1 protein-coding gene is annotated in these 546 nt (G+C 64.8%); it reads left to right on the top strand.

What is annotated here, in order from left to right:
* Window positions 1–546: replication initiation protein (locus GHO42_RS04255; RefSeq protein WP_178114893.1), on the top strand; the 546-nt coding region annotated here is incomplete at both ends.

Raw genomic sequence — 546 nt, 5'->3', positions numbered from 1 at the left:
TCTATGACATCGACCGCCCCGGCGCGGCCATCGACTGGAGCGACCGAGGTGCACCGCCGCCCTCGATCACGGCCAAAAATCCCGAGAACGGTCACGCTCACCTGATTTACGGGCTCAAAACGTCCGTGCGCACCGCGTCTGACGCGAAATCTGCGCCCCTGCGGTACGCGGCAGCTGTAGATTGCGCGCTACAGCGTTTACTTGGTGCTGACCTCGGCTATTCCGGTCTTATCTGCAAGAATCCTCTGCACCCGCATTGGCAGGTGACCACTTGGGAGCCGCGCCTGTACACCCTGGCCGACCTCGACAGTTGGCTAGACCTCGAGCCCGCCCAGGATCGCCGCAAGCGCCTCCCGGACTACGGGCTGGGCCGGAACTGCAATCTGTTCGAGCAACTGCGCCTATGGGCCTACAGGGCGATACGCCAGGGGTGGCCGGACTTCGAGCAGTGGCAAGCCGCCTGCCTCGACCGAGCCCTGATGTACAACGCCGGGTTCGCGGCATCCCTCGACCACCAGGAAGTGCGCCACGTCGCCCGCTCTGTGG

Source organism: Pseudomonas sp. FSL R10-0056, from assembly GCF_009600105.1.
GTDB lineage: Bacteria > Pseudomonadota > Gammaproteobacteria > Pseudomonadales > Pseudomonadaceae > Aquipseudomonas > Aquipseudomonas bubulae.
Note: the sequence above shows the minus strand (reverse complement) of the source record. Positions and strands in the feature narration are given on the sequence as shown.